The sequence below is a fragment of the Streptomyces sp. NPDC094143 genome (assembly GCF_040303825.1).
Taxonomy (GTDB): Bacteria; Actinomycetota; Actinomycetes; order Streptomycetales; family Streptomycetaceae; genus Streptomyces.
Genome location: NZ_JBEOTZ010000013.1, coordinates 7,915 through 33,419, shown reverse-complemented (window position 1 = coordinate 33,419; position 25,505 = coordinate 7,915). Strand labels below are relative to the sequence as shown.

Below are 25,505 nucleotides of genomic sequence, written 5' to 3'. Positions count from 1 at the left end.
TTCCCGCAGTCGCCCCGGCCGGCAGTGCCGCGCCCTGACGTCACGGCAGCCGGCCGGGTGACGGCCCGTTCAGGTCACCGGTCCCGCGCTGGGCGGGGCCGGGTCGTACGCGGCCTCCACGGTGAGGTCGCGCAGGCGCGAAGCGGCGGTGAGCAGGTCCTCGTGGCTGGTGAAGAGGGCGTTGACGCCGAAGCGGAGCAGGTCGGGCGCGCGCATGTCGGCCACGACACCGCGCCCGGCCAGGGCGACGGCCAGTCCGTGGGCGTGAGGGTGGCGGAGGGTGACCTGGCTGCCGCGGCGGGAGGGGTCGGACGGGGTGACGGAGGTGAAGCCCAGGGGTGCCAGGAGTTCGTCCGCGCAGCGCAGGAAGAAGCCCGTCAGGGACAGGCTCTTGGCGCGGACCTGGTGCAGGTCGACGTCGTCGAAGGCGGTGAGGGCCGCTTCGAGGGCCAGCAGGGACAGGATCGGCGGGGTGCCGATGCGGGCACGGGCGATGCCGGGCGCGGGCGAGTAGTCCCGCGCCAGGGCGAACGGGTCGGTGTGGCCGGTCCAGCCCGGCAACGGCGTCTCCAGCGCGGCGTGGTGACGCTGTGCCACGTAGAGGAAGGCGGGGGCGCCGGGCCCGCCGGAGAGGAACTTGTAACCGCAGCCCACCGCCAGGTCCACACCCAGGGCGTCGGCCTCCAGGGGCAGGGCGCCGGCGGCGTGGCACAGGTCCCACAGCGCGAGGGCCCCGGCGTCGTGGGCGGCCCGGGTCAGCGCCCGCATGTCGTACAGCTCGCCGGTGCGGAAGTCGACGGGCGAGTAGCTGACGACGGCGACCCGGTGGCCCTCGGAGGCGAGGAAGTGCGGGAGGTCCGGCGGCGACACGTGCCGTACCTCCAGGCCGCGGCGGCGGGCGACCGCGTCGGCGAGGTAGCGGTCGGTGGGGAAGTGCCCGGGGTCGGTGACCAGCAGCGGGCGGTCCGGGCGGAGCGCGGCGGCGGCGTCGAGCGCGGTGAACAACTGCACGCTGGTGGAGTCGCCGGCGAGCGTCTGCCCCGGCGCGGCCCCGATGAGCCTGCCGATGGCGTCGCCCACGCGCAGCGGCGCCTCCCACCAGCCGGCCGCGTTCCAGGAGCCGATGAGTCCGGTGCCCCACTGGCGCCGTACGACGTCGTCGAGGGCCGCCGGCACGGCGGCGGGCAACGGGCCCAGGGAGTTGCCGTCGAGGTACACCACGTCCGGCGGGAGCAGGAAGCGTCCGCGGACAGGGGCCAGGGGGTCGTCGGTGTCGAGTTGTGCGGCCTGCTCGCGCAGGACGGTGGCGGCGGAGAGCGCGGCGGTCATCGGTGTGCGGCCTCCTCGCCCGCGCGGCCGGCGCCCGCCGGGGTGAAGGCGGCCGCCATGTCCCGGAGGGTGTCGGCGACCGCGTGGGCGCCGGGTGCTCCGGGTTCGATGAGGGTGTAGTGGCCGGTGCCGGGCAGGACGACCATCCTGAGGTCCCGGTGCACGGCCGCGTAGTCGCTGAACTGGGTGAGCGGGACCTCCTCGTCGGCGGCGCCGTGCAGCAGCACGGTGGGGACACCGGTGGTGCCGGCGTCACGCAGCAGCGTGAGGGGGTCGACCTCGGCCAGCCGGTCGGCGAAGTGCTCCTCTCCGCCGAGGAGTTGCAGGGCCGCGTCGTTGCTGAGGCGGTCCCGGCGGGTGGCGGTGAGGTCGGTGATCGGCGCGAGGGCGAGCACGCTCGTCGGCAGGGTGCGGGTGTGCCAGCGGGAGCCGGGGGGCAGCAGGCCGCGGGCGGCGCACCACAGGGCCAGGTGCCCGCCGGAGCAGTGGCCCGCCAGGACGTAGGGCCGCCCCTCGGGCAGCGTGTCCACGATGCGGGCGATGTCGTCGAAGGTCTCGGGATAACCGCCCGCACCGCCGGACCGGCGGAAGCCGGGGAGCAGCACGTGGAACCCCTGGGTGGCGAGCCAGGCCGCGAACGGGGTCAGGTGCATCCGGTCGTAGCGCCAGTAGCCGCCGTGCAGCAGGATCACCAGCGGGGCGTCGGGGTCCTCGGACGGCCAGGCGTCGTAGGACTGGTGGGGGTGGTCCCCGTAGCGGCCGTGGACCGGTGCCAGGACCGGCTTCAGGCTCAGGACCCGCTGCTCCTCCTCGGCCGCGAAGGCGGAGATCGTCCTAGACGTCACCGCGCACCTCCCACAGTTCGGGGAAGACCGGCCGGGCCGCCCGCTGCTCCAGCCAGGCGAGCCCGGCCGATCCGGCGCTGCCCGGTTTGGCTCCCATGGCGCGGCGGACCACCAGGACGTGGTCGGAGCGCCAGCGGGTGACGAGTTCGGCGATGTCGGTGAGCAGTTCGCCGAGTGCGAGATGGGGGTGGTGCTGTGGTCCGGCGTAGACGTGCCGCCAGGTCTCCACCACACCGGGGTCGCTGTCGTAGGGGCTGGTCACGTCCCGTTCGCGGACATGGGCCGGGACGGGCAGGCCCTGGCGGTGGAGGTAGGTCAGCACCTCGTCGTACAGGGACGGTTCGCGGTAGGTCTCGGCGAGTGCCTCGTGGACGGCCGGGTCGCCGCGGTGGGCGCGCAGCATCCCGGCGGACTTGTCACCGAGGAGGAACTCCATGTGCCGATACATCGCCGACTGGAAGCCCGACGCCCGGCCGAACGCGGCCCGGAAGCCGTTGAACTGGGCGGGGGTCAGGGCGGCGATGGGCGCCCAGGCGCCGCCCAGGGCGGTCAGCGCGCGGCGGCTGCGCACCAGCGCGTCCATGGCCGCGGGCAGGTCGTCCTTGGCGAAGGCCACCTTGGCCGTGCGCCACTCGTGCACGATCAGGGTGAACCACAGTTCCATCACCTGGGTGGTGACGAGGAACCCCATCTCGTCCGGGGCTTCGGTGAGCGGGTGCTGCAGGGTGTTGAGGACGGACGCGTGCACGTAGGTGTCGTAGGGGCTCGCGCCCTGGAAGGGGCGGGTCAGGGTGTCGTCCGGCGCCGGCCCGTCGAGGGTGGTCGTGCGGTCGTTCATCACATCTCCTAGAGGCGCGGACGGGTCACACACCGAGGTGGGCGCCGCCGGAGGCGTCGATCCACTGGCCGGTCACCCAGCGGGCGTCGTCGCTCGCCACGAAGGAGACGACGTCCGCGATGTCCACCGGGTCGCCGAGCCGGCCGAACGTGGAGGCCTCGGAGTAGCGGCGGCGGATCTCCGGGACGGCGAGGGTGGGGTTGATCTCCGTCTCGGTGTAGCCGGGCGCGACGGCGTTGACGGTGATGCCGCGGGGGCCCAGCTCCTGGGCCAGGGAGAGGGTGAGGTAGTCGAGGGCGGCCTTGGTCATGGTGTAGGAGACGATCGCCGGGAAGGCGACGCGGGTCGCGACGGAGGAGATGTTGATGATCCTGCCGCCGTCCCGGAGGCGGTCCAGTCCGCGCTGGATGATGAAGAACGGCGCCTTGGTGTTGATCGCGAAGACGCGGTCGTAGTCGGCTTCGGTCACCTGGGCGATGGGGCGGGGGACGGTGATGCCCGCGTTGTTGACGAGGATGTCCAGGCCGGCCGGGGCGTCCTGCTGCGCCAGGGCCTCGTCGAAGGCGGACCACAGGGTGTCGGCGTCACCGGGGACGCCGAGTTCGGCGTGCACGGGGAAGGCGCGGCCGCCGTCGGCCTGGATCTCCTTGACGGTTCGCTCGGCGGCCGTCAGGTCGTGGCCGTAGTGGACCGCCACGAGGGCGCCCTCGCGGGCGAGGCGGTGGCTGATGGCTCTGCCGATGCCGCGGCTGCCTCCGGTGACCAGGGCGGTCTTTCCCGCGTGGCGGGCGGTGGCGGTCATCGTGGGTCTCCTTCGCTGGGGGTGGCGTGGCGGGCGGGATCAGGCGTCGAAGTCGAGGGTGATCTCTGGGGTGCGGGGCCTGGCGCGGCAGACGAGCGTGTAGCCGGCGGCGCGGTCGCGTTCGTCAAGAGCGTGCTGACGGTCCGCCGTCACCTGCCCGGACAGGACCTTCGCGCGGCAGCTGCCGCAGACGCCCTCACGGCAGGCGTACGGCACGTCGGGGTGGCTGCGCAGCAGTGCGTCGAGCAGGGCCGGGTCGTCCGGCAGCACGGTGGCGGCCCGGCGGCGTCCGTCGAGCAGGGCGGTGACCCGGTACTCCCCCGCCCCCGGGGCCCGCCCGGCCGGCTCCGGCGGCGTCGGCTGCGTGCCGTCGGCCGTGAACAGCTCCCAGCGGACGAGCGACGGGTCGGCTCCCCGGTCGGCCAGGACCCGCCGCGCGGTGGCGACGAGGCCGGGCGGTCCGCACAGGGCGAACGTGGTGTCCGGGCCCGGACGGGCGTCCACGGCCGCCAGCAGCCGGCGCACTCCGGACGCGTCCAGCCGCCGGGTGAGCGGCCCGTTCCCGCTTCCCCGGTCCTCCCGGGTCAGCACGTACAGGACGGTGAAGCGGTCGACGAACTCGTCCTTGACCTCGGCCAGTTCGTCGGCCAGCACGGCGTCGGCGGAGGTGCGGACCGAGTGGACGAGGCTGACGCGGCAGGCCGGGTCCCGGCGCAGGGCGTGGGCGGCCATCGGTGCCAGGGGGGTGATGCCGGTGCCGCCCGCGAGGAGGACGTGGTGGGCGCCCGGCACCTCCGGCAGGGCGAAGGTGCCGGTGGGCGGGGAGAGTTCCAGGCGCGCGCCCGGTGCGAGCCGGGTGGTGGCGTGGTCGCCGAAGCCGCCGGGGCCGGACCGTTTGATCACCAGGCGGAGCGCCCCGGGTGTGTGCGGTGGCGGGCAGATCGAGTAGCTGCGGCGCAGTTCGGTGCCGGTCCGGCGGTGGCGGACGACGACGTGCTGGCCGGGGTGGTGGGCGAAGACGTCGCGCAGCCCGGCGGGCACGTGGAGGGTGACGGCCACCGTGTCGGCGCTCAGGTGACGGACCTCCGTGACCTCGAGGGCGTGCCGGCCGGTGCGGCGGGGCGGGGCGGCCGGCACCTCGTCGAGGAGGGCGGGCGGGGTGGTGTTCACGGTGTGCCTCACAGCGCGGTCAGGTGGGGGAAGGGCTCGCGGCACGCCGTGCACCACAGCACCGACTGGCAGCGGGACGGCCCGAAGGCGCTGTGCGGCCGGGTGGCCGTCGAGCCGCAGTGCGGGCAGGGCACCGCGCCCAGCGCGACGGGGACCGGGCCGTCGGGTGCCGGGGACACGGGTGGGGCGATGCCGTGCGCGGCGAGTGCGCGCCGCCCTTCGGGGGTGATGCGGTCCGTCGTCCAGGCGGGCGTGAGGACGTGCCGGACACGGCCGTCGGGGTGACCGCAGGCGGTCAGGACCTCCTGCACCGCCGCGGTGATCTCGGGCAGCGCGGGGCACCCCAGGTAGGTGGGGGTGATCTCCACCTCCAGCACGCCGTCGGGGCCGGGGGCGACGGAGTGCACCACGCCGAGGTCGCCGAGGCCGATCACCGGCAGTTCCGGGTCCGGGAGCGCGGCCACCCGCTCACGCACCTCCTCGGCGGAACGGCGGACCGTGACCGGGGCGGGCCCGCTCACCAGGTGCCTCCGGGGAACTGCCGCCGCACCGACTGCAGTTCGGCGATCAGCGGGCCGAACTCCTCGGTGTGCAGGCCCGAGCGGCCTCCGGTGGCCGACCAGGAGGGAGCGGGCACGGTGAGTCCGGCCTCGGTGACGACGCCGGTGACCCGGTCGAGCCACGTGTCGTGCAGAGCTGCCGGTGAGGGCACGGTGCCGGACGCGGCCAGGCGGCGCAGTACGTCGTCCTCCTCGAAGAGTTCGCCGGTGTAGGGCCACACCCGCTCCAGGGCCCGCTGCATGCGGCGGGTGCTCTCCGGGGTGCCGCGTCCCAGCGTCACCGTCCAGCGGTCGGCGTGCAGCCGGTGGAAGGCGACCTCCTTGGCGGCCCGGACGCCGAACGCGGCGAGCTCGGGGTCGGCGCAGTGCGCGAGGGCCTCGTAGTGGAGGACGGCGTAGTGGGTGTAGGCGAGTTGCCGGGCCACGGTCACGGCGAAGTCCCCGTTGGGGAGTTCGGTCAGCAGGGCGTTGGTGAACTCGCGCTCCGAGCGGGTGTAGGCGAGGTCGTCCTCGCTGCGGCCGGTCCCGTCGAGGCGGCCGGCGCGGGAGAGGAGCGCGCGGGCGTGGCCGATGAGGTCGAGGGCGATGTTGGACAGGGCCAGGTCCTCGTCGATGGTCGGCGCGCGGGTGATCCACTGGCACAGCCGCTGTCCGAGGACGAGGGCGTCGTCGCCGAGGCGCGTCAGGTGCCGGGCCAGGTCGGGATCGGCGGCGGACGGCGGCTCGCCCGGCGGGGAGCCGTCACGTACCGCCGTGACGTCACTCGTGGTGCTCACCTTCGGGGCCTTTCTCGGTCAGCGGCGCGTAGTGCTCGGGGTAGCGGTACGGCTTGTGGCTGCCGCCCGCGAAGTACGGGTCGCGTTCGTCCGGGGAGGCCGTGTGCACGGCGTCGGAGCGGACCACCCACAGCGACAGGGGCTCGCCCCGCCGCGTGTACAGATCGCGGGCGGCGGCCAGGGCCGCGTCCGGGCCTGCGGCGCGCACCGACCCCACGTGCTGATGCGCCAGGCCCCTGCGGGCCCGCAGAAACACCTCCCAGGACGCCGGCGCGCCTTCCCGTGCCGCGCTCATGCGGCCGCTCCCGCCGGCTCGTCCGTCCTCGCGGCGTACGCGACGGCGGCCTCCCGGACCCAGGCGCCGTCCTCGTGCGCGGCGAGGCGGTGGGCGATGCGCTGTCGCGCCCAGTGCGTGTCGTCGCCCAGGGCGCGGCGGTAGGTGTCCCAGTCGACGGGCGTGAAGTCGTAGTGGCCGCGCTCCTCGTTCCAGCGGATCGCCGGGTCGGGCAGCGTCAGGCCGAGGCGCTCGGCCTGCGGGACGCAGGTGTCGACGAAGCGCTGGCGCAGTTCGTCGTTGGTGTGGCGCTTGATGCCCCAGGCCATCGCGCGGCGGGAGACCGCGGCACCCAGCGCGGCGGTCCGCGCGTCGGCGCCGCCCGCCTCGGTGTCGGGCGGTCCGAACATCAGCGCCACGGCCGGCAGCCACCAGCGGTTCACCGCGTCCTGCGCCATCTCCTTCTGCTCCGGCGTCCCCTCGCACAGGGCGCGCATCAGGTCGTAGCCCTGCCGCACGTGGAAGGCCTCCTCCTGGCAGACGCGGCGCATCGCCCGGGCGTAGGGCCCGTAGGAGGTGCGGCACAGGGGTGCCTGGTTGATGACGGCGGCGCCGTCCGTCAGCCACGCGATGGCACCGGTGTCCGCCCAGGTCAGCGCGGGGTGGTTGAAGGTGGCCGAGGCGCGCTGCCGACCGTGGTGCAGGGCGTCCAGCAGGTCGGCGCGGTCCACGCCGAGCGTCTCGGCCGCGGAGTACAGGTACAGGCCGTGGCCCGCCTCGTCCTGGACCTTGGCGAGCAGGACCGACTTGCGGTGCAGGGAGGGGGCGCGGGTGAGCCAGGCGCCCTCCGGCTGCATGCCGATGATCTCGGAGTGGGCGTGCTGGGCGATCTGGCGGACCAGCATGCGGCGGTAGCCGTCGGGCATCCAGTCGCGCGGTTCGATCGTCTCGCCGTCGGCGATGAGCGCGTCGAAGTGGGCGAGCAGTTCGTCCTCGTCCGGGGCGCCCGCCGCGTCCGCGGTGGTGGGGGTGGTGGTCGACGCGGTCACCGGGCACCGCCCGGGCGTCCGGTGACCGTCGCGGCGGTGCCGTGCTGCGGGCACCGTCCCGGGGCCCGGACCCGTACCGGCTGCCTGGGCACGCGCATCACTCCTTCGGCTGGGGAACCGCCCGCCGCGGGGCCGGGCGGAGCGGGTTGCTTCGTTGCGGAAAGAGGCCTGGGGCGGGGCCCGGCTATCCCCGGCGCGTGAGGTTCGGGCGCGTGACAAAGCTCACGGGACGGCCCGGGAGTGGGGGCCGGCCGCAGGCGCCTCTTGAGGGGGTGACAGTTGTGGACCGCGGCGGCCGGCACGCCGGGGCGAAAGGGGAAACCATGAGCACCATCAGGGAGTTGCTGGTCGAACTCACCGGCACCGTCGAGTACGCCGACCGGATCGGCGACGACGCCGACCTGGCCGCCAGCGGTATCGACTCCGGGGACCTGGTGCGTCTCGTCCTGCTGGTCGAGCAGCGGCTCGGCGTCGAGATCACCGCCGAGGACATGGAGGAGCTGCGCACGATCGGCGACTACGAGCGTTTCGTGGCCGAGCGCGCGGTCGCCGGCGCGAGCGGCGGTGCGTGATGTGGCTGTCGCAACTGCTGGAGCGCAACCGCCAGTGCCGGCCCGGCCGGACCGCGCTGGTGGACGAGGAACGCAGCGTCACCTGGGCCGAACTGCATGACCGTACGCTGCAACTGGCGCGCGGGCTGGCCGACTTGGGAATCCAGCGGGGCGACCGGGTGGCCGTGCTCTCCAAGGACCGGATCGAGGTCCTGGAGAGCTACTTCGCGCTGGCCCGGCTCGGCGCGCTGTTCGTGCCGCTGAACCACAGCCTGGCCGAGCCTGAGGTCGCCGGGATCGTCGAGCGCGTCGGCGCGGTGGCGGTCCTCGGTGAGTCCGACCTGCTGGACCGGCACGCCGGCCTGCCGTCCTCGGTGCGTATCCGGGTGGCCTTCGACAAGCCCGCCTTCGCGGCGCTGGGCACCCTGGCCGCCGAGCGGGACCTGCCGGACGTCGCCGACACGGACCCGATCGCCGTGCTGCACACCTCGGCGACCACCGGGCAGGCCAAGGGGGTGACCGTCGACAGCGCGTCGTTCCGCGCGATCGCCCTCGGCTGGCTGGTGATGGCCCGCCCCACGGACGACATCGTCATGGTCAACTGCTGCCCGCTGTACCACGGCAGCATGGTCGTGTCCCTCACCTACCTGGCGGCCGGCGCGACGGTCGTGCTGATGCCCGGGTTCACCCCGCAGCGGGCGCTGTCCGCGGTGGAGGCGCACCGCGCCACCCACATGTGGCTGGTGCCGCAGATGCTGCGCTTCATGCTCCAGGCCAAGGCGTCCCTCCGCACCGACCTGTCCTCCCTGCGGGAGGTTCTGTACGGGGCGGCCCCGATGCCGCTCGACGTCTACGCCGACGCGGTGGAACGGCTCGGGTGCGGCTTCCGGCAGGTGTACGGCATGACCGAGGTGGGCGGCCCGTTCGTCACGCTCGGTCCCGACGAGCACCCCGCGCCCGGGGACGTCACCGCCCGCATCCCGTGCGGGCGGGTCGTGCCGGGCATGTCCGCCCGCGCCGTGGACGAGACCGGCCGGGAGCTGCCGCCCGGTGAGATCGGCGAGATCGTAGTGCGCGGGCCGGGCGTCATGCAGGGCTACTGGAACGACCCGGAGGCCACCCGGGAGATCACCCGGGACGGCTGGATCAGGACGGGCGACCTCGGCTTCATGGACGACGAGGGCCGCATCAGCCTGGTGGACCGCACCAAGGACCTGATCATCCGCGCGGGGCAGAACGTCTACCCCTCGGAGATCGAACGCGCCCTGATGACACACCCGGCGGTCCGGGACGCGGCGGTCGTCGGGATGCCCGACGAGGACTACGGCGAGGTGCCGCTGGCGTACGTCGCCCTGGAGGCGGGCGCGGAGCCGGGCACGGCGGAACTGCTCGCGCATGTCGCGGGGCTGCTCGCGCCGTACAAGCGGCCGCGGCGGGTGGAGTTCATCGAGCAGGTGCCGCGCAATCCCGCGGGGAAGATCATCAAGAAGCTGCTGCGGGTGTGAGCGCGTGCGGCGGCGGACGGCGATGACCGGGCGCCCGATGCGACCCGGGCCGGCCACGACGGAGACGCCGTGGCCGGCCCGGGTCGCTGCCGTGCGCGCACGGCTGGGCCGGGCGGGCACGGAGCACGGACGGACGGCCGAGCCCGACGCGGAGCCCTCGCGGACGGCGCCGGTTGATGGTGAACCCGCACGGAAGGCTCAGGCCGACGCGGAGCCGGCGCGGACGACCCGGGCCGGTGCGGAGCCCGCGTGGACGGCCTGGCGCGGCGGACAGGCCGCGTGGACGTCCGCCGAGGCCCGAGAGCCCGCCCGGGGGGATCAGGCCGGTGGGGAGCCCACGCGAGCGGCCCAGGCCGGTGCAGGGCCCGCGCAGACGACCCGGGCCGATGGAGAGGCCGCGTGGACGCCCCACGAGGGCCGGGAACCCGCCCCACGGCCCCCAGCCGACGGGGAGCCCGCACGAACGGCAAGGGCCGGTGCAGGACCCGCGCAGACGACCCGGGCCGATGGAGAACCCGCGCGGACAGCTCGGCCCGATGGACAGGCCGCGCGGACGTCCCACCAGGCTCTAGAACCCGCCCGGACGGCCTGGCCCGATGGAGAGAGCGCGTGGACGTCCCACGAGGGCCGAGAGTCCGCTCGGCGGGCTCAGGCCGGTGGGGAGAGCGCCCGGACAGCCCAGGCCACGGGAGAACCCGCCGGGACGGCCCGGGCCCGTGCAGAACCCGTGCGGACAGCCCGGGCCGGCGCAGAGCCCGCGTGGACGGCTCACAGAGGTGGTGAGCCCGCTCGGCGGGCTCAGGCCGGTGGGGAGGAGTCCGGGGGGACGGGCCCGGGTGGTGGAGAGCCGCTGTCGACGGCGAGCGGTGGATTGGCGGCGCTCGGGCCGCTGCTGGCTGCTGCCGGGCTCGGTCTGGGCGTGGCCGCCGTTTCCGAGCCGTGTGCGGCACCGGCCGGGCCCGCCGAGGCGGCCGCCGCCGCGTCGATGCCGTCGCGGCGCCGGCTGGAGTTCCTGGCCGGCCGACGGGCCGCCCGGCGCGCGCTGCGCGCGGTGGGGCTGGACTGCGGGGAGATTCCCCGGTCGGGGCGCCTGCCGGTGTTCCCGCCGGGCCGGACCGCGTCGATCTCGCACAGTGCGGGCATCGCCGTCGCCGTGGCCGGCGCCCCCGGCCGGGACCTGCCGGTCGGGTGCGACCTGGAGCTGCGGCCCCTCCCCCGCGAAGCGGCCCGCCTGGTGCTGCACGAGGACGAGGAGTTGCTGCTCGCAGACGCGGGGCTGCCGCCCGGTGCGGGCACGGCCTGGTCGGTGACGGCGTTGTTCTCCGCCAAGGAGGCGGCGTGGAAGGCCCTCACCGTGATGACGGGCGAAGGCCGGGAGGGTCCGGCGGGGAGCCTGCGGGAGCTGCGGGCCTCGCCCTGCGCGGACGGTCTGCGTGTCTGCCTGCGCGCCGATCCCGCCCACGCGGTGCGGGTGCGGGTCGTGCCCGTCGGCGCTGGAGTGTTCAGCTACGTCACCAGCCGGGCCGGCACCCGCGGCTGAGCGGACGCTGCCCGCCCCCGGCGTGTCGGGGGCGGGCAGAGGTGTCGGTTTCAGCGCTCCGGCGTGCCACCGTCCCGGTAGGAACGCCGCGCCGCGTCGGCCGCCTTGTCGGTCTTGGCGTCGTACTTGTCGCCCGTCCGCTCGTCGACCATGCGCTCGGCGCCCGAGACGCCCTTGTCGGCCTGATCGGGGTGGCCCTTGGCCATCTGCTTGGCCTTGTTCATCATGTCGCCCAGCTTGCCCATGGGGGTACCTCCGTGAGGTGCGGGTACGTCGTACCCCGCCGCAGGTACCCCTCCAGCGGGGTACGAATCACCCCAGATCGCCCACCCGTGCGGCCATGTTCCCCGCCGGGTGCCGGTTGTCGTGGATGAGCTGGTGGGCGAGTCCGATCTCATCGAAATCGAAGGTCCGGGACAGGCACGGGTCGATGATTCCCTGGTCGATCAGTCGGGTGACCTCACGTGCCTCGCGGGCGGTGGCGACGTGCGAGCCCTGGAGGCGCTTCTGCCGCATCCACAGGAACCGCAGGTCGACGTCGCCGTTGTAGCCGGTGGTGCCGCCGCACAGGACGACCATGCCGCCGTTGTCGCACAGGTACAGCGACGTGGGGATGGTGTCGGCGCCGGAGTGCTCCAGCACGATGCGCGGACTGCGCCGCTCCCCCAGCACCTCCCAGAAGGCCCGCCCGAAGGCGCGGGCGCCCGAGAGCCAGCGGCCCATCGCCGCCTCGTCGGAGGTGTCCGGCAGCCGCCCCCAGTGGTCGAACTCGCGCCGGTCGATGAAGCCCTCGGCACCCAGCTTGAGGCAGAACGCGCCGCGCTCCTCGCTGGAGACGACCGCGACGGGGATGCCGCCGACGTGCCGGACGAGCTGGATGGCGATGCACCCGAGACCGCCGGCGCCGCCCCAGATCAGCACCGGATCGCCGGGGCGCACCGTGTGCGGCGGCCAGCCGAAGAGCTGGCGGTAGGCGGTGGCGGCGGTCGCCATGTAGCAGGCGGCCTCCGCCCACGACAGCCGGGCGGGCTTGGGGTGGCACATGTAGTCGTCGACCACAGCGAACTGGGCGAAGGAGCCGTAGTTCTCCTCGTAGCCCCACACCCGCTGGCTGGTGGACCAGGTGGGGTCGCCGCCGAGGCGGATGTCCTCGGCCTTCTCGTCCCAGCGGTTGGCGAGGACGACCACCTCGTCGCCGAGCTTCACCCCGCGTACGTCCTCGCCGACCGCCCACACGATCCCGGACAGGTCGGAGCCGCCGATGTGGAAGTCCTCGGTGGCGCCCGCCTTCTGCCGCGCGGCGATCACGTCGAGCGGCGAACCGAGCGCCGCCCAGACGTTGTTGTAGTTGATGCCGGCCGCCATCACCTTCACCAGGACCTGGCCGCGCCCCACGGGCGGGACGTCGACCACCTCGGTGCGGAAGGCGTCGACGGGCTGTCCGTAGCGCTCACGGCGGATGAGCGAGGCGTACATCTTCCTCGGGGCGGTGCCGATCTCGGGCGCGTCTCCGAGTTCGTAGAGGTCCTGGGTCGCACTCACGCTGGTTCTCCTCAACGCGGGTTCAGGGGGACGGGGAGGTGGAGGCCCGGTCGCCGAGGCCGCGCAGGGCCTTGGCGACCGCTTCGCCGATACGGGCGATCGGTTCGGGTTCGGTCATCTCGTAGTGGCCGCAGGGCACGCGGTGGTCGTGCAGGGTTCCGTCGACGTAGGGCCGCCAGCTGTCGGCCTTGCCCGGCAGTACCGCCAGGTCCGCCGGGAAGCCGGTGGGCTGCTCCTCGGCGGCGCTGAAGAACAGCACGTCCCCGCGGAAGACACCGGGCGCGAACTGGGGCGCGATGCGCAGGTTGTTGCGCATGACGGCGGCGATGGCGGCGGCCTCGGCGCGGGTCACCGGGACGCTCGACGGGTCGGCCGCGACGCGGGCGTCGATCCCGTCCAGGACGGTCTCCACGCAGGCCCCCGGGTCGGCGGGCAGGCCGGCCACCCTGGACAGCAGGGCAGCGACCTGGCGTTCGGCCGCGTCGGGGTCGTGGGCGGTGCCGTGCGGCTGGGGGGCGTCGAGCATGGCGAGGAGTTCGACCTGCTCCCCGTCGCGCTGGAGGGCGCAGGCCATGGCGTGGGCCACGAATCCGCCGTAGGACCAGCCCAGCAGCCGGTAGGGGCCGTGCGGCTGCACGCTGCGCACCAGTTCGAGGTAGTGGGCGACCATGGCGGCGGCGTCCGGGGCGGGCGGCCGTGTGCCGTCGAGTCCGGCCGCCTGGATGCCGTGGACGGGCTGGTCGCCGCCGAGGTGGGGCAGCAGGCCCGTGTAGCGCCAGGCGACGCCCGCGCCGGGGTGGACGCAGAACAGGGGCGTGGCGGTGCCCTCGGCACGCAGCGGCAGCAGCGGGCCGAGCGCGGTGGCGGTGCTGTCCGGCGTCTCCTCGTCCGTCCGGCCGGCCGTGGCGAGGACCCCGGCCACGGTGGGTGCGGCCAGCAGGGTCGCGGCCGGGACGTCGAGGACACCGGCCTGGCGCAGCCGGCCCGCCAGCAGCACGGCGCGCATCGAGTCGCCGCCGAGGTCGAAGAAGTTGTCGTGCAGGCCGATGCCGCCGATGCCGAGGGTCTCCTCCCAGAGCCGGGTGACCTCCCGTTCGCGGTCGGTGCTGGGCGGTACGTGCTCGGTGGTCAGCCGGGGCCGGGGGGCGAGGCCGGGGTCCGCGGCGGCCGGGGTGTCGTCGGACGTGGCGGGGTCCGTCCGGGCGCCGGGCGCGTCGATCCAGTGGCGCCGGCGTTCGAAGGCGTACGGGGGCAGCGGCACCCGCCGGGGCGCGCCGGGCACGCGGGGCAGTGCGCTGTCCACGCCCGCGCTCCACAGCCGTCCGAGCGCCTCGGCGAGGACGAACCCGTCGGAGGCCTCGGCCTTGGCGTGCCGCATGGTGGTCACCGTCACCGGTGCCTCGTCGGCGAGCCGGCCGGTGGCGAGCTTGGTCAGGGTGTCGCCGGGCCCGATCTCCACGAGGACGGGGCGCAGCCGGTCCCACAGGGCGGTGATGCCGTCGGCGAACCGCACGGTGTCACGGGTGTGGTCGATCCAGTGCCGTACGGAGGTGGCCTGGGCGTCGGTGATCCAGGTGCCGGTGACGTTGGTGACGTACGGGATGCGCGGCGGGCGCAGGGTGACCTGGCGCAAGTGGGTCTCGTAGGCCGGCAGGACGGGGTCCAGGACGTGGGAGTGGGCCGCGACGGGGATGCGCAGGCGGCGGAACGGGACGCCGCGGCGAGTGAGTTCGGCCTCGAAGCGGGTGACGGCGTCGAGGTGCCCGGCGACGGTGCAGGCGCTGGGGCCGTTGTCGGCGGCCAGGGACAGGTCGGCGTCGAGCAGGGGCCGGATCTCCTCCGCCGGGGCGGCGACGCCGACCGTGGCCCCGCCGGCGGAGCTGATGAGCCGGATGCGTTCGGTGACCAGGGGCAGCATGTCCGCGAGGTCGATGACGCCGGCCAGGCAGGCGGCCGTGTACTCGCCGAGCGAGTGGCCGATCAGCGCGTCGGGACGCACGCCCGACTCCATGAGGGTGCGGGCCAGGGCGTACTCGGTGACCACGAGCCCGAGGAACGCGGAGGTGTCGTCGGGCCGTTGCTCCTCGAAGAGGGCGGTGCGCAGGTCGGTGCCGAGGACGGGCCGCAGGATGCGGGCGCACTCGTCCACGGTGTCGCGGTAGACGGTGCGGTCGCGGTACAGCTCCTTGCCCATGCCCGGGTACTGGGTGCCGCCGCCGGGCAGCAGGAACGCCACCCGGACCGGGTCGTCGGACAGCGGCGGCGTGGCCGGGGCGGCGGAGCGCAGCGCGTCGAGGGCCTCGGCGCGGGACGCGGCCGAGACGGTGAGCCGGTGGCGCAGCGCGGGCCGGTCGGCGCGCAGGGAGTGGGCCACGTCGTCCAGGCGCAGCTCCGGCCGGCGCTCCAGGTGCCGGGCGAGTGCCTCGGCCTGGCCGCGCAGGGCACCGGCGGTGCGCGCCGACAGCGGCAGCACCACGCGGCGCTCCTCCTCGGGCGGGCGCGGCGCGGCGGGTGCGACGGGGGGTGCCTCCTCCAGGACGACGTGGGCATTGGTTCCGCCGATGCCGAAGGCACTGACGGCGGCACGGCGGGGGTGCTCCCCCTCGGGCCAGTCCTCCAGGGCGGTGGGCACGCGGAAGGGGCTCGCGTCGAAGTCGATGAGCGGGTTGGGCCGGTCGAAGTGCAGGCTCGGCGGGATCTGCCGGTGTTCCAGGGCCAGGACCGCCTTGATGAGTCCGGCGATGCCGGCGGCGGCTCCGAGGTGGCCGATGTTGGTCTTGACCGAGCCGAGCGCGCAGAATCCGGTCCGGTCCGTGCTGTGCCGGAAGGCCTCCGTCAGGGCGGACACCTCGATCGGGTCACCGAGCTTGGTGGCGGTGCCGTGCGCCTCGATCAGGCCGATGGTGCCGGCGTCGACCTCGGCCTGGGCCTGTGCGGCGAGGATGACCTCGGTCTGTCCGGCGGCGCTGGGCGCGCTGAAGCCGACCTTGCGGCGGCCGTCGTTGTTGACGGCGCTGCCGCGGATGACGGCGCGGATGCGGTCGCCGTCGGCGAGGGCGTCCTCCAGCCGCTTGAGGACGACGGCTCCCACACCGTCGCCGGAGGAGGTGCCGGCGGCGTCGGCGGCGAAGGCCCGGCAGTGCCCGTCGGGCGAGAACGGCCCGTCGGGCACGTGGCGGTAGCCCAGTACGGCGGAGGGGTTGAGGGAGACGGCGGCGGCGAGCGCGGTGTCGCAGCGGTGGTCGAGCAGGTCCTGGCAGGCGGTGTGCACGGCGACCAGCGCGGTGGAGCAGGCCGTCTGCAGGGACACGCTCGGCCCGGTGAGGCCGAGTTCGTAGGAGACGCGGGTGGCGAGGGTGCCGAGGGAGTTGGCCGTGGCCGCGTGGACGAGTGCCACCGAGCCGGGCTGCCCGGCGAAGCGGGGGTGGACGTGCGCCGGATAGTACCGGCTGTCGCCAGCCCCCGCGTACACGCCGAACGCCTCTCCGGCCCGGTCGGCGCCGAGGCAACCGGCGTCCTCCAGGGCGTGGTAGGCCGTCTCCAGCAGCAGTCGCTGCTGCGGGTCGACGACGGCGGCTTCGGCGGGGCTGTAGCCGAAGAAGCCGGAGTCGAAGCGGTCGATGCCCTCGACGACCGACGCCTTGCGGATCAGTGACGGGTCGTCGAGGTCGCGCGGGTCGCCGCCCGCGGCGAGGAACTCCTCGTCGGTGACGGGCCGTACGGACTCCCGGCCGGCCGCGAGGTTGTCCCAGAAGGCGTCGAGGTCGTCGGCGCCGGGGAAGCGGCCCGCCATGCCGATGACGGCTACGGCGGGGAAGTCCTCGTCGTGGGGTGCGGTGGTGTCGTGCACGGCCTGTGCCTCGTCCTCTCCCGGTTCGTTGGTGTGCGGTGTGGCGTCGGCCCGGTCACGCATGGCCGCGGTCCCTGCCCTGACGGGCGGAGCGGCGGGCGCGGGCGGCGCGTTGCCGACGGGCTTGATCCCGGGCGCGGTCCAGGCCGTCGCCGGTCTCCGGCCGGGACGGCGCCTCGGCGTCCGGCACCGGGCCCGCGCCGGTGGCCGACAGGTGGCGGGCCAGGTCCCGGACGGTGGGGTGCGCGAACAGGTCGACCACCGACAGTTCGCTGTCGAAGGCGCGGTTGACGGCGGTCTGGGCGGTGACCAGGAGCAGGGAGTTGCCGCCCAGGTCGAAGAAGTTGTCGTCCAGGCCCACCCGGTCGCGGCCCAGGACGTCGCACCACACCTCGGCGAGCCGGCTCTCCAGCCGCCGCAGGCCGTCCTCCGTCTCCGTCTCGTCCGGGCGGGCGCTCGTGCCCGCCGAGCGCAGTGTCCATCCGTCGTCGGACAGGCCGGCCGCGCGGGCGCCGCCGGTGACGGCGCGGTACAGGGCGCCCAGGTCGGTGCCGTCCTCCAGACCGACGCGCGCGGCCAGGCGGCGGGTCTGGCGCACGGGGGCCACGACGTGGCTGCGCACCCAGGGGGCGGTGCGGTCGGCGCCGATCAGCAGATGCGGCTCGTCGAGGGTGCGGGCGAGGTCGAAGGAGCGCAGCGCGGCGGGAACGTCGAGCAGCCGGTAGCCCCGGGCCTCGGTGAGCGCGGTGAGACCGTAGCCGCGGCTCATGCCGCGTTCGCGCCACATGCTCCAGGCGAGCGACTGCCCGGGCAGGCCGAGGCCGCGGCGGTACCCGGCGAGGGCGTCCAGGCAGGCGTTGGCGGCGGCGTAGGCGGCGTTCATGGCGCCGCCGAAGAAGCCGTTGACCGAGGAGAAGGTGACGAAGGAGTGGACCGGGTGGTCGGCGGTGAGCCGGTGCAGGGTCCACGCGCCGCGCACCTTCGCCTCCAGCGCCCCGCGCCAGGTGGAGGCGTCCAGTTCGCCCACGGGGCGCTCCACGAGCGTCCCGGCCAGGTGCAGCACGGACGTCAGGGGCACGCCCCACGCCTCGGTGGCGGCCTCGACCGCGGCCCGGACCCGCCCTTCGTCGGTGACGTCGGCGCGGGCGTAGCGGACCTCTCCGCGTTCGCGCAGCCGGGGCAGGGCGTGGGCCTGGTCCTCCGGGGTGCGCCCGAGGACGAGCAGCCGGGTGCCGGGGGTGCGCAGCAGATGGGCGGCGATCTCGGTGCCGACGCCGCCGAGGCCTCCGGTGAGCAGCGTGAAGCCGTCGCGTGCCGGCGGCTCGGCGCGGGGCGGGCTGTCGGGCAGGGGGGCGAGGCGGCGTTCGTAGCGGAGTCCGTCGCGGTACGCCACGTCCGCGCCGTCCGCGGTGGCGGTCGCCTCGGCCGTCAGGACGGCCAGCGGGTCGGTGCCGTCGTCCGGTGGCAGGTCCAGGTGCCGGGTCCGCAGCCAGCCGCACTCCTCGGCCAGCGACTTGAGCAGCGCTCCCGCCATGGCGTGGGCCGGGGAGGGGCGGTCGCCGGGGCGCACGGCCTGGGCGCCCGCGGACACGTACACCAGATCCACGGGGTGCTGCCGGCCGGGCCGGGCGGTGAGGGCCCGGGCGAAGGCGAGCAGCCGCTCCGCACCCGTCGTGTCGTCCGGCGCCGCGTGGCGGTCTGCCCGGAGTCCGTCGAGGTCGAGGACGGCGTCGACGGGCCGCTGGTCGTGCTCCAGCCGGCGCAGCAGCGCGGCGTAGTCGGACTCCTCGGCGGGCCGGACGCGGTAGTGCGCGGCGTCGACCCGGGCGTACGACGTTCCTTCCCCGACCACCGTGCACAGGCCCCCGGCGGAGCGCAGCGCGTCGGCGAGCCGTTGCGCGAGTGCGCCGGCCCGGGGGTCGCCGCCCGCCAGGACGAGGGTGTGCCGGCCGGACGCCGTGGCATGGGCACCGGGGCGTTCCGCGCGCTGCCACACCGGGCGCAGGAACCAGTCGGGGATGGTGGCCGCGGTGCCCAGCAGCACCTGGGTCCGGCGCACCTCGTCGTCGAAGTCGCCCGCCTCGAAGCTCTTGCGCAGCCTGGTGCGCTGGATCTTGCCGATCTCCGTCTTGGGGACGGCGTCCCGCGCCACGGGGACGAGGAAGGACGGGCTGACGCCGATCTCCCGGGTGACCTTGCCGGCGATCTCGCGCAGGGCGCGGGCCGGGTCGGCGGTGGCCTCCGGGGTGAGGTGCAGGAACAGGGCGAGTTCGTCGGTGGGCGAGGACGGGTCGGTGCGCACCGCGACCGCGGCGGTGAAGCTCCGCTCCGCGTACGGCAGTTCCTCGACGCACGCCTCGATCTCGTGGCTGTAGTGGTTCACGCCGTTGACGATGATGACGTCCTTGGCACGGCCGGTGATGTACAGCTCGCCGTCGCGCAGGAACGCCAGGTCGCCGGTGTCGAACCAGCCGTCGTCGGTGAACGCCTCGGCGTTGGCCGCCGGGTTGTCGTGGTAGCCGCCGGTCACCGAGGTGCCGCGGACCTGGAAGCGGCCCGCCTCGCCCTCGGTGAGGACCGTGCCCTGTTCGTCGACGATCCGCATGGCGAAGCCGGGGTAGGGCAGGCCGCAGCTGACGAACGTCCCCTCGCCCGGGACCGGTTCGGCGGGCAGGACGGCGTCGGTGACCACGGAGCAGGTCTCGGACATGCCCCAGCCGGGGTGCATCACGTCCTGCGGCAGGCCGAACGGTTTCAGCGTGTGCAGGAACCCGCGGGCGGCGGAGGCGACGACGACCTCACCGGCGTTCATCACCAGCCGCATCGGCGACAGGTCCCAGGCACGGCCGGTGAAGCGGTGGGACTGCTCGGCGAGGAGCCCGAAGGCGAAGTTGGGCGCCCAGGTGACGGTGACCCGGTGCCGGTCGGCGAGGTCCATCCAGCGCAGCGGGTCCTGCAGGATCCAGGAGGTGGGGGCGTGGATCTGGCGGCAGCCCAGGTACACGTCGCGCAGGTGGAACATCACCACGCCGGTGACGTGGTCGAGCGGGATCCAGTTCAGGGAGACGTCGTGCGCGCCGAGGCCGTTCATCTGCTCGGTGGCGGCCGAGCGGGTCAGCACGTTGCGGTGGGTGAGCCGCACCGCCTTGGGCAGGCCGGTGCTGCCGGACGTCATCAGCATCAGCAGCAGGTCGTCCGGCTCGGCGGGGTGCCAGTCGTGGTCCTCGGGCGCCTCGCGCAGCGCGTCGGCCGTGGTGATGCGGGGCCCGGGCCAGTCCTGCCGGGCGGCCACCGCGCGCAGCCCCGTCTCGCGGTCGGCGGAGCACACGATCCAGGGGTGGCCGAGCATCCGCCAGATGCCCTCCAGCTTGGTCAGCGCCGCGGAGGGGGTGTCGTAGGAGGCGGGGACGGTCAGCGGGACGGCGACGAAGCCGCCGAGGACGCAGCCCCACAGCACGGCGAGGAAGTCCTCGGTGACGTCGCACTGGAGGATGACCTGGTCGCCGGGGCGCAGACCGGCCCGGCGCAGCCCGGCCAGGACGCGGGAGGCCTCGGGGATCAGGGACGCGTAGGTGCGCCGGTGCTCGCTGCCGTCGGCGTGGACGTGGACGATGTCACCCCGGTCCCGCGCGGCGGCGCGACGCAGGGCCTCGGCCCAGCTCGGCACGGACGGCTCGGCGAGGGCGGGACCTTCGCTGAGGGCCGGAACGGCGGAGACTTCCGCGGTACGGGCGGCGGGGGCGGCTTCGGCCGAGCGGTCGGGCAGTCCGGTGTGGCGGCGGTCCAGTTCCTCGGGGGCGTTCTCCACCGACACGTCGACCGTGGTGACGCCGGGCAGTTGGGCCAGCCGCTCCCGCCAGGTCCGGGCCGCGGTCGCGTCGACGGCGGGCAGGGCGCGCAGCGCAGCGCCGTCGACGGTGCCGTCCTCGGCCCGGGGCAGGGCGTTGACCGCCGTGACGCGGACGGAGCCGTGGCCCGCGCGGTCCAGGGACTCCTCGACGCGTTCCGCGGCGTCGGACCGCCCGGGCACCACGTACAGGCGCGACGGTTCGTCGCCACCGCCGGGCAGGGCGTGGGCGTCGCGGATGCCGGGCACGGACAGGGCCGCGTCCTCCAGGGCGGCGGGATCGGACGCGGCCGGGGCGGGGCTGCGCTCGGGCAGCGCGGGCAGGTCCCCGAGGCGGGTCCCGGGGTCGGCGCTCACCGTGCTCAGGACGTCGTGCAGCGCCTGGGCGAACGCCTCGGCGGTCCCGGCGTCGTAGAGGTCGGTGGCGTACTCGACGTGCAGCGTCAGGCCGTCGGGGGCTCCCTCGGGGCCGTGGCGCTCCAGGACGTCCACGAAGAGGTCGAACTTGGCGGTGCCCGTGGCGGTCGGCCGCAACTCGGTACGGTTGCCGTCGAGTTCGAGGACGGCGGGCGTGTTGTTCTGCAGGGCCAGCATCACCTGGAACAAGGGGTGACGGCCGGGCGTGCGGGGCGGGTTGAGGTCCTCCACCAGCCGGTCGAAGGGCAGGTCCTGGTGGTCCAGGGCGGCCAGGTCGGCGGTGCGCAGCCGGGCGAGGAGGTTCCGGAAGGCGGGGTCGCCGGAGGTGTCGGCGCGCAGCACCAGGGTGTTGGTGATCAGGCCGATCACAGGGTCGAGGCCGGGTTCGGTGCGGCCCGCCACGGGGGTGCCCAGGACGATGTCCTCGCCGGCGCCGCAGCGGGTGAGCAGGGCGCTGACGGCGGCGTGCAGCACCATGAACAGGCTGGCGCCCTCACGGTCGGCGAGGCGCAGCAGGGCACGGTGCAGCGCGGCGTCGACGGCGAGTTCGACGTGCGCGCCGCCGCCGCGCGGCGCGGTGGGCCGCGGCCGGTCGACGGGCAGGGTGCACTCCTCGGGCAGGCCGTCCAGAGCGGTGCGCCAGTGGGCGGTGAGCCGTTCCAGCCGGCCGGGGCCGTCCGGTCCGGGGGCCAGCAGGGCTCGCTGCCACAGCGCGTAGTCGGCGTACTGCACCGCCGGCGGGGTCCAGTCGGGTGCCCGCCCCGTCCGGCGGGAGGCGTAGGCGGCGGACAGGTCGGCGGCGAACGGGCCGAGCGACCAGCCGTCGGCGGCGCTGTGGTGCAGGACGAACAGCACGACCCGCTCGGTGCCGGTGCCCAGCAGCCAGGCCGCGAGGGGGCTTTCGGCGGTCAGGTCGAAGCGGCGCCGCAGCGCGGCGGTCACCTGGGCGGCGGTCTCCGCTGCGGGGCAGTCGATCCGCCGCAGCACCGGGCGCAGCTCACCCGGCGCCAGGATGCGCTGGTAGGGCACTCCGTCGTGCTCGGCGATCACCGTGCGCAGGCTCTCGTGCCGGTCGGCGAGGTCGCCGAGGGCGGCCTCGAGCGCCTCGGCGTCGAGGTCCGGCCCGGCGGGGACGAGGAGCGGGATGTGATAGGTGGCCGCGCCCTCGTCGAGCCGGTTCAGGAACCACATGCGTTCCTGCGCGAAGGACAGCGGCACCCGCTGCGGGCGCGCGGCGTCGCCGAGGACGGGCCGGGGCAGGGCGCCGTCCGCCTGCACGGCGAGCCGCTGGGCGAGCGCGGCCGGGGTCGGCGTCTCGAACAGGGCGGTGATGGGGATCTCCGCGCCGGTCTCGTGCCGCAGACGCGCCAGCAGTCTGGTGGCGAGCAGGGAGTCGCCGCCCAGGTCGAAGAAGCCGGCGTCCACGCCCACGGAGTCGCGCGGCAGCTTCAGCACGTCCTCGAACAGGGCGCAGGCCAGGGCCTGTTCGGGTGTGGCGGGGCGGGTGCCGGACGCGGCGGCGGTGAAGTCGGGGTCGGGCAGGGCCTGGACGTCGAGCTTGCCGTTCGCGGTCAGCGGCAGGGAGTCCACCGGGACGCAGGCGGCCGGGACCATGTGCTCGGGCAGGTGGGCGGCGACGTGGGCGCGCAGTTCGGCGGGGCTCGCGGGTGCGTCGCCGGAGGGGACGGTGTAGGCGACGAGGTGCAGGGCGCCGTTGCCGGCGTGGCGGGGCACGACGGCGGCGCGGGTGACGCCCGGGTGGGCGGCGAGGACGGCCTCGATCTCGCCGGGCTCGACGCGGAAGCCGCGCAGCTGGATCTGGGCGTCGGCGCGGCCGAGGTAGTCGAGTGTGCCGTCGGGGCGGCGCCGGGCCAGGTCGCCCGAGCGGTACATGCGGGTGCCGGGCGGGCCGTAGGGGTCGTCGAGGAAGCGTTCGGCGGTCAGCTCGGGCCGGTGCAGGTAGCCGGTGGCGACGCCGGCGCCGGAGACGTACATCTCGCCCGTCGCGCCGGGCGGCACCGGCCGTCCCGCGGCGTCCAGCAGGTGGACCCGGAGGTCGGCGAGCGGTGTGCCGATGACACCGGCGCGGCGCGGGTCGTCCAGGTCGGCCGCGGTGAGCCGGTGATGGGTGACGTGCACGGTGGTCTCGGTGATGCCGTACATGTTCACCAGCGCCGGGCGGTCCAGGCCGTGCCGTTCGACCCAGGGGCGCAGCCGCGCCGGGCGCAGGGCCTCCCCGCCGAAGACGACGTAACGCAACGCCCCCGTGTCGCCCCCGTGTTCCACGTCGGCGTCGACGAGCTGCTCGAACGCGGACGGCGTCTGGTTGAGGACGGTCACGCCCTCGCGGCGCAGCAAGGCCAGGAACTCGCGCGGCGACCGGCTGACGGCATAGGGCACGACGACGAGCCGGCCGCCGTGCAGCAGGGCGCCCCACATCTCCCAGACGGAGAAGTCGAAGGCGTAGGAGTGGAACAGCGTCCACACGTCGTCGGCACCAAAGTCGAAGTGCTCGGCCGCGGCGGCGAAGAGCCGTACGACGTTGGCGTGCGGCACGGGTACGCCCTTGGGGCGGCCGGTGGAGCCGGAGGTGTGGATGATGTACGCGGTGCCGGACGGGCCGAGCGGGCCGTGCCGTTCGGCGTCGGTCAGGTCGGCGCCGGAGCGGCGGGCGAGGTCCGCGGTCACCTGCGGGTCGTCCAGCACCACGGCGGGGACGGCGTCGTGGGCGAGGTGGGCGTGGGCGTGCTCGGTGACCAGGACGACGGGGGCCGCGTCCTCGACGACCAGTCGCAGCCGCTCGGCCGGCTGGCCGGGGTCCAGGGGCAGGTAGGCGGCGCCGGTCTTGAGGACGGCCAGCAGGGCGGGCAGCAGCCGCAGGCCGCGTTCCAGGGCGAGCGCCACGACCCGGCCGGGCCCCGCTCCGTGTGCGGTCAGCAGCCGGGCGAGCCGGTTGGCCTCGGCGTTGAGCGCGGCGTACGTGAGCCGTTCGTGCCCGTGGCTGACGGCCGTCCGCTCGGGCCCGGCCGCCACCTGTTCCTCGAACAGCTCCGTGAGGGTCCGCTCGGCCGGAAAGGTGCGCACGGGCGTGTCGCGGGGGTGTTCACCCGGCAGCAGGACGTCCAGGTCGCCCAGCGGTGCCGTCGGCTCGGCCGCGGCCAGCCGGCGCAGCACCGTGAGGAACCTCTCGCGGTGCAGGGCGACTTCGTCCTCCTCGTACAGGGCGGGATTGGCGTCGAAGGCCAGCCACAGGCCGCCGCCGCGGGGGCCGGGACGCACCGAGATCTGGAAGTCGTCGACGGCTCCGCCGGACAGGTGGTGCCAGGTGGTGGGGTGTCCTGCGAAGACCGGGGACTCGTCGAACGGGACGATGTTGAGCACCGGTCCGTACAGCCGGCGTCCGGTGCCCAGCAGGCCCAGGTCGCGGCGGAGGAACTCGCCCCGGTAGCGCTGGTGGCGGCGCAGGGCCTTCAGTTCACCGGCGACGGCCCGGACCAGCTCCCCGACGGGCGTGCCGGGGGTGGCTTCCACGCGCAGCGGGAGGACGTCGGAGGCGGTGCCCGGGGTGCGCAGGGCGGCGCTGCCGAGGCGGCTCATCGTGGCCAGACCCAGCACCAGGTCCCCGGCGCCGGTCATCCGGTGCAGGTAGGCGGCGGTCGCGGCGGTGAGCAGGTCGGTGCGCTGGACCCCGAAGCCGGCCGCTGCGGCGTCGAGCGCTTCGGTCTCGGCGGGCGTCAGTTCGGCGGTGCGGCGCAGGAAGGGCGCCGTGGGGGCCGCCGTGCGGGAGGTGAGCCGGGCGGGCTCGGGCAGGTCGGCCAGGCGCCGCGCCCAGTGGTCACGGTCCCGGGTGTGCCGCTCGGAGGCGAGGTAGGCCGCCTCTTCCTCCTGGAGCCGGCTCACCGGTGCGAAGACGCTGGGCTCCGGTTCCCGCCCGTCGGCCAGGGCGTTGTACGTCTCGGCCAGGCGGCGCCCGAGGAGCTTGTAGCTGTAGCCGTCCAGGAGCAGGTGGTGTGCCCTCAGCAGCCAGAGGTGGCGGTCGGGCGCCAGGGTCAGCAGGGTGTGCGCGAAGAGGGGGCCCTTCTCCAGGTCCACGGGGGTCGCGAGGTCGGTGCGGACGTGCTCCCACGCGGCGGCCTCGGGATCCCCGGCGCCGCTGACGTCGACCCGGTGGAGGGTCCAGTCGTCGGCGTCCGGCGCAAGGTGGCAGCGGGGGCCGTCGTCGGTGTCGGCGAAACGCAGGGCGAAGGTGTCGGCCTCGGCGACGACGCGCCGCAGCGCGGTCTCGAACAGGGCGGTGTCGAGGGGTCCGTGGATCTCCACGGCCTCCGCGGTGTTGTACGCGGCACTGTCCGGTGCGAGCCGTCCGGCGTACCAGAGGCCCTCCTGGGCTCCGGACAGCGGTCGACGTGCGTCCTCCTGGAGTGACATAGCGCAACCCTCACGTGGCAAGCCGTAGATGTCCCGGACGGCGAAGGCCCGGCCGGATAGGGCGGGTGCGGTCACCCCCCGTACCGCCCGCGCGTGTGGCCACGTGCCGGGCCGTCGGCCCACGGGGCGGGGGAAGGGACCGCAAGCCGAGGTCAGGGGGATCAGGTCACCCGCCCCGGTTT

At 75.0% G+C, this 25,505-nt stretch carries 16 protein-coding genes; 3 read left to right on the top strand and 13 right to left on the bottom strand.

Annotated features, from left to right (window positions below; all coding sequences use genetic code 11):
* Positions 1 to 69 precede the first annotated feature (69 nt).
* The 9 genes from ABTZ58_RS18480 to paaA all read right to left on the bottom strand — a co-directional run bounded on the left by ABTZ58_RS18480 (position 70) and on the right by paaA (position 7,580).
* A complete protein-coding gene (locus ABTZ58_RS18480) occupies positions 70 to 1,329 on the bottom strand; it encodes a kynureninase (RefSeq protein ID WP_351357320.1) in 1,260 nt (419 codons plus the stop codon).
* Positions 1,326 to 2,174: an alpha/beta hydrolase family protein gene (locus tag ABTZ58_RS18475; RefSeq protein WP_351357317.1), complete on the bottom strand. Its 849-nt coding sequence runs from the start codon at positions 2,172 to 2,174 to the stop codon at positions 1,326 to 1,328. Before ABTZ58_RS18475 ends, ABTZ58_RS18480 begins: the two co-directional genes overlap by 4 nt.
* On the bottom strand, positions 2,164 to 3,012 hold the full coding sequence (locus tag ABTZ58_RS18470) for a tryptophan 2,3-dioxygenase (RefSeq protein WP_351357315.1): 849 nt from the start codon (positions 3,010 to 3,012) through the stop codon (positions 2,164 to 2,166). Before ABTZ58_RS18470 ends, ABTZ58_RS18475 begins: the two co-directional genes overlap by 11 nt.
* A 25-nt stretch (positions 3,013 to 3,037) precedes the next feature.
* Entirely contained in the window at positions 3,038 to 3,814 is a 777-nt protein-coding gene (locus ABTZ58_RS18465; protein ID WP_351357312.1) for an SDR family oxidoreductase, read from the bottom strand.
* Between the two features lie 39 nt (positions 3,815 to 3,853).
* The gene (locus tag ABTZ58_RS18460; RefSeq protein ID WP_351357309.1) at positions 3,854 to 4,984 is read right to left on the bottom strand and encodes a 2Fe-2S iron-sulfur cluster-binding protein; all 1,131 of its coding nucleotides are present in this window, start codon (positions 4,982 to 4,984) and stop codon (positions 3,854 to 3,856) included.
* Between the two features lie 8 nt (positions 4,985 to 4,992).
* A complete protein-coding gene (gene paaD / locus ABTZ58_RS18455) occupies positions 4,993 to 5,505 on the bottom strand; it encodes a 1,2-phenylacetyl-CoA epoxidase subunit PaaD (protein ID WP_351357306.1) in 513 nt (170 codons plus the stop codon).
* Positions 5,502 to 6,242, bottom strand: coding sequence for a 1,2-phenylacetyl-CoA epoxidase subunit PaaC (gene paaC, locus ABTZ58_RS18450; protein ID WP_351357663.1), 741 nt, complete (start codon positions 6,240 to 6,242; stop codon positions 5,502 to 5,504). Before paaC ends, paaD begins: the two co-directional genes overlap by 4 nt.
* A gap of 61 nt (positions 6,243 to 6,303) precedes the next feature.
* The gene (gene paaB, locus ABTZ58_RS18445; RefSeq protein WP_351357303.1) at positions 6,304 to 6,615 is read right to left on the bottom strand and encodes a 1,2-phenylacetyl-CoA epoxidase subunit PaaB; all 312 of its coding nucleotides are present in this window, start codon (positions 6,613 to 6,615) and stop codon (positions 6,304 to 6,306) included.
* Positions 6,612 to 7,580, bottom strand: coding sequence for a 1,2-phenylacetyl-CoA epoxidase subunit PaaA (gene paaA, locus ABTZ58_RS18440; protein WP_228757471.1), 969 nt, complete (start codon positions 7,578 to 7,580; stop codon positions 6,612 to 6,614). The genes paaB and paaA overlap by 4 nt, the downstream gene beginning before the upstream one ends.
* A gap of 386 nt (positions 7,581 to 7,966) precedes the next feature.
* Here paaA and ABTZ58_RS18435 point away from each other — a divergent pair, with 386 nt between their 5' ends.
* The 3 genes from ABTZ58_RS18435 (at position 7,967) to ABTZ58_RS18425 (ending at position 11,239) form a co-directional block, all read left to right on the top strand.
* Complete coding sequence (locus ABTZ58_RS18435; protein ID WP_351357300.1) at positions 7,967 to 8,215, top strand: acyl carrier protein; 249 nt, start codon at positions 7,967 to 7,969, stop codon at positions 8,213 to 8,215.
* The gene (locus ABTZ58_RS18430; protein WP_351357297.1) at positions 8,215 to 9,699 is read left to right on the top strand and encodes a class I adenylate-forming enzyme family protein; all 1,485 of its coding nucleotides are present in this window, start codon (positions 8,215 to 8,217) and stop codon (positions 9,697 to 9,699) included. The genes ABTZ58_RS18435 and ABTZ58_RS18430 overlap by 1 nt, the downstream gene beginning before the upstream one ends.
* 919 nt (positions 9,700 to 10,618) lie before the next feature.
* Positions 10,619 to 11,239 (top strand): enterobactin synthetase, encoded by a 621-nt coding sequence (locus ABTZ58_RS18425; RefSeq protein WP_351357294.1) that lies wholly within the window; start codon positions 10,619 to 10,621, stop codon positions 11,237 to 11,239.
* Positions 11,240 to 11,289: 50 nt separating this feature from the next.
* Here the strand turns inward: ABTZ58_RS18425 and ABTZ58_RS18420 are convergent, their stop codons facing one another.
* From ABTZ58_RS18420 to ABTZ58_RS18405, 4 genes are all read right to left on the bottom strand, one after another.
* Positions 11,290 to 11,484: an antitoxin gene (locus tag ABTZ58_RS18420; protein ID WP_106410836.1), complete on the bottom strand. Its 195-nt coding sequence runs from the start codon at positions 11,482 to 11,484 to the stop codon at positions 11,290 to 11,292.
* Between the two features lie 67 nt (positions 11,485 to 11,551).
* Positions 11,552 to 12,781, bottom strand: coding sequence for a crotonyl-CoA carboxylase/reductase (gene ccrA / locus ABTZ58_RS18415; protein ID WP_351357290.1), 1,230 nt, complete (start codon positions 12,779 to 12,781; stop codon positions 11,552 to 11,554).
* Between the two features lie 22 nt (positions 12,782 to 12,803).
* Positions 12,804 to 16,694 carry a type I polyketide synthase gene (locus ABTZ58_RS18410; protein ID WP_351357287.1) on the bottom strand — a complete coding sequence of 1,297 codons (3,891 nt, stop codon included), beginning with the start codon at positions 16,692 to 16,694 and terminating at the stop codon, positions 12,804 to 12,806.
* Positions 16,687 to 25,323 carry a non-ribosomal peptide synthetase gene (locus ABTZ58_RS18405; RefSeq protein ID WP_351357284.1) on the bottom strand — a complete coding sequence of 2,879 codons (8,637 nt, stop codon included), beginning with the start codon at positions 25,321 to 25,323 and terminating at the stop codon, positions 16,687 to 16,689. The genes ABTZ58_RS18410 and ABTZ58_RS18405 overlap by 8 nt, the downstream gene beginning before the upstream one ends.
* Positions 25,324 to 25,505: the final 182 nt, after the last annotated feature.

Bases quoted from the DNA above. Each gene is read 5' to 3' on its own strand.
- ABTZ58_RS18480 (WP_351357320.1), bottom strand. From the start codon at position 1,329: ATGACCGCCGCGCTCTCCGCCGCCACCGTCCTGCGCGAGCAGGCCGCA.
- ABTZ58_RS18470 (WP_351357315.1), bottom strand. From the start codon at position 3,012: ATGAACGACCGCACGACCACCCTCGACGGGCCGGCGCCGGACGACACC.
- ABTZ58_RS18465 (WP_351357312.1), bottom strand. From the start codon at position 3,814: ATGACCGCCACCGCCCGCCACGCGGGAAAGACCGCCCTGGTCACCGGA.
- paaB (WP_351357303.1), bottom strand. From the start codon at position 6,615: ATGAGCGCGGCACGGGAAGGCGCGCCGGCGTCCTGGGAGGTGTTTCTG.
- ABTZ58_RS18435 (WP_351357300.1), top strand. From the start codon at position 7,967: ATGAGCACCATCAGGGAGTTGCTGGTCGAACTCACCGGCACCGTCGAG.
- ABTZ58_RS18430 (WP_351357297.1), top strand. From the start codon at position 8,215: ATGTGGCTGTCGCAACTGCTGGAGCGCAACCGCCAGTGCCGGCCCGGC.
- ABTZ58_RS18420 (WP_106410836.1), bottom strand. From the start codon at position 11,484: ATGGGCAAGCTGGGCGACATGATGAACAAGGCCAAGCAGATGGCCAAG.
- ABTZ58_RS18410 (WP_351357287.1), bottom strand. From the start codon at position 16,694: ATGCGTGACCGGGCCGACGCCACACCGCACACCAACGAACCGGGAGAG.
- ABTZ58_RS18405 (WP_351357284.1), bottom strand. From the start codon at position 25,323: ATGTCACTCCAGGAGGACGCACGTCGACCGCTGTCCGGAGCCCAGGAG.